The organism is uncultured Phyllobacterium sp., from assembly GCF_902479695.1.
GTDB lineage: Bacteria > Pseudomonadota > Alphaproteobacteria > Rhizobiales > Rhizobiaceae > Phyllobacterium > Phyllobacterium calauticae.
The window spans coordinates 1-2,923 of the sequence record NZ_CABSQF010000093.1; the positions used below are offsets into that span (position 1 = coordinate 1).

Genomic DNA, 2,923 nt, shown 5'->3' on the forward strand with positions numbered 1-2,923 from the left:
GTCATGATGAAATCCCCTGGCTTGTCATACGGGGTCGGTGCCCCTGGCAACTGTTCGGGTGTCATCGAAGGACAGGGCCTTGCTCACCATCGGACTTCATGTCCCGCTGTCGAAACGGCCTCCTGCCCATCGGTCCACGTGCTTGTTAAGAGGCACGTGGACCATGCCACTATACATCCCTTCAAACAGACAAGCTTGTCGAACCACGCACGGCGGGATGATTGCTTCAGCCCGGGCGGCTGATGATCGAAATCCAGGCAAAGCCGCGATAGAGCCGCAGCGCTTCGGCGTGCGCGCCCGTTGCGGCTGCGATGTCCTGCGCAACCTCGAACAGGTTGTTGCGCGGCGTGACGTGATACCATTCGAGCCATTTGTAAAGGGCGGCTTTCGCGGCTCCGGGCAAGTCCGTTAGATCGCCGAAATCGACGATATGCAGCTGGCCGCCGGGAGCCAGATGGTTGACCGCTTCGCGCATGACGCTTTCCCACTGCGGGATCATCGACACCGCATAGGAGATGAAAATCCGGTCAAACTGGGCGCGGCCGAACAGGGCGGACGGATCGAATTTCGCCGCATCGGCATAGGCAAGTTCGGTGCGCTCGCCCAGGCCGGCGGCCATCACCTTCTTGCGGGCTGTCGTCAGCATTTCGTTGGAAATGTCGATGCCATAGAGCTTTGTCGTGGGATAGGCGGCTCCGGCCATGACCAGATTGCGCCCGGTGCCGCAGCCGATCTCCAGGATGCTGCCATTGGCCGGCGGCATCAGGCCTGCGATCATCGGATCGCGTCCGAGCAGATAATATTTGCGCGTGGCGTCATAGAAGTGGCGCTGGTGCCGGTAGACGCGATCCATCAGCGGTCCATGTTCGATCTTGGCAAACATCGGTATCAATCCTTGAGCAGATAGAGATGGAAGCCGCCATAGATGGACGATCGGTCGCGGGCATGCAGGTCGAGGGACTGTTCCTCCCGGTAATCCCAGCGCGCAAGCAGGGCGTCATCGATACGGCCCGGCAGGATGGTGGGCTCGGCCGCGGTGCGGAAAATGACGCGCGCGCCGGCAGCCGCCGTGCGGGTGATTTCATGCCAGAGTTCATTCAGCTGCTTGTCATTCATCCAGTCCTGCGCGTCGAGCAGGATGAAGCGGTCGACGGAACCTGCGGGCTTGGCCGCGAGGAACTCCGTCAACGATGCGTTGACGACGCTCATGCGCTCGGCGCGGTCGCGCACGTTCTCGAAATTGTTGCGCGAGAGATAGGGCGGCAGTGGGCCGGTTTCGGCATTGTCGCTGTAACCGCGCCCGAAGGCCTGCCAGGCGAAATAGTTTTCGGACAGCGGGAAGCCGCAGGCGAGTTTTTCCAGGCGGCGGCGCAGCACCAGCGCCATGTTGCCGTCGCCAGCCGTTGCCAGCGCATCATATTGTTGCGGCGGGATGCCGAGGCCGAACAGCGAGGATTTGCGCTTCGTTGCCCAGCGCACCATCCGCTTGTCGAAAAGCGGGGCGAGGGCGCGGTCGAAATAGGCGCGCTGCTCTTCGATCGTCGCGGCCTTGAGGATGTCGCGGGGGTCGATGCCGTAGAGCCTGGCGACGCGGTGGCCCATGCCGATGAACAGCCCGAGCAGGCCATGCCGGTAGAGGTCACGCGAAAAGATGGTGATGCGCCGGCGGCCGGACAGCATCCGCTTTTCCCAATAGGCGCGGCTGGTGCCGTCGAGATGCGGCTGGATGAAGCGTTCGTAGGCGGCAAGGTTCGCCTTGTCGTCCGCCGTTCCGTAGAAGCGGTAGAAGGCATCGTAGTTGGGTAGGCGGGTGACGGCGGCGAGCTTCAGGCGATTGAACGCCACGTGGGCCGTGTTCAGATCGACCGCCTCGACGCTGGCGGGATCGGCGGTCAGGTACGACATGGCATTGCAGCCGCCCGACGCGATGGTAACGATCCGATGGCCGGAATGGATCTGCAACGCCTCCATGTCGACCTCCGGGTCTTCCCATATCTGGGGATAGACGAGGCCCTTGAAGACATGGGCAAACAGCCGTTCGGAAAGTCCGGCTTTTGACAGGAGCCTGTTCTGGCGTACGGCGTTCTGAACTTTTTCATGCCGCGGCGCCGTGGCGCTGTCGGGCTGTTTGGCAAACGGCATCGGATCGAATCCCCTTTGTTGGAAATTCCTCTCCGCCTAACATTTCGATGTAACAAAGCCGTGACGGTTTTGAATCACATCCCCGCCGGATTGATTCAGCTTATGCGGCTAAACCCCTGTGGCATCGGAAAAAAACACGGCGCAAACCTATTTTTCCAGCTCGGTTCGCACCACGACCGACATGCCGGGCGCAAGATACTGCGCCAGGTCCTGGCCGGGATCGACGGAGATGCGCACGGAAATGCGCTGGGCAACCTTGGTGAAATTGCCGGTCGCATTGTCGGGCTTGAGCACGCTGAATTCCGAGCCGGTGGCCGGCGCGAAGCGCTCGACATGGCCGTTCAGGCGCTTGCGGTTCAGTGCGTCCACCGTGAACGTCACGGGCTGGCCGATTCTGATATCGCTGAGCTGGGTTTCCTTGAAGTTGGCGATGATCCAGACATCCGGCGGCACCACCGCCATCAGCTGCGTTCCTGCGGTCACGTACTGCCCGAGTTTCGCACCCACTTCGCCAACCGTACCGTCGCGCGGGGCGAGGACTTTTGTGTTGGTCATGTCGATCTCGGCGAGATTGACGGCTGCCACGGCCCCGCCGACGGCGGCTTCGAGCGAGCCGCGGCTCACCTTGATGGTCTCCAGGTCCTGCTTGGAAACTTCCAGTGCCGCCTGCGCCTGGGTGACCGCCGACTGCGCCTGTTCCAGTGCGGTTTCGGCCTGATCGGAATCGCTCTTCGTCATGACGCCCTTGATGGCGAGCGGTTCGATGCGGGCCCAGTTGGCC

The 2,923-nt window shown here is 62.0% G+C and carries 3 protein-coding genes; all 3 read right to left on the reverse strand.

Annotated features, from left to right (window positions below; translation table 11 throughout):
* Positions 1 to 226: 226 nt before the first annotated feature.
* A complete protein-coding gene (locus RDL77_RS24770) occupies positions 227 to 883 on the reverse strand; it encodes a class I SAM-dependent methyltransferase (protein ID WP_288195148.1) in 657 nt (218 codons plus the stop codon).
* A gap of 5 nt (positions 884 to 888) precedes the next feature.
* Positions 889 to 2,142 carry a DUF3419 family protein gene (locus RDL77_RS24775; RefSeq protein ID WP_288195149.1) on the reverse strand — a complete coding sequence of 418 codons (1,254 nt, stop codon included), beginning with the start codon at positions 2,140 to 2,142 and terminating at the stop codon, positions 889 to 891.
* A gap of 147 nt (positions 2,143 to 2,289) precedes the next feature.
* Positions 2,290 to 2,923, reverse strand: a 634-nt coding sequence (locus tag RDL77_RS24780) for an HlyD family secretion protein (RefSeq protein WP_288195150.1), incomplete at its 5' end; no start/stop codon positions are given.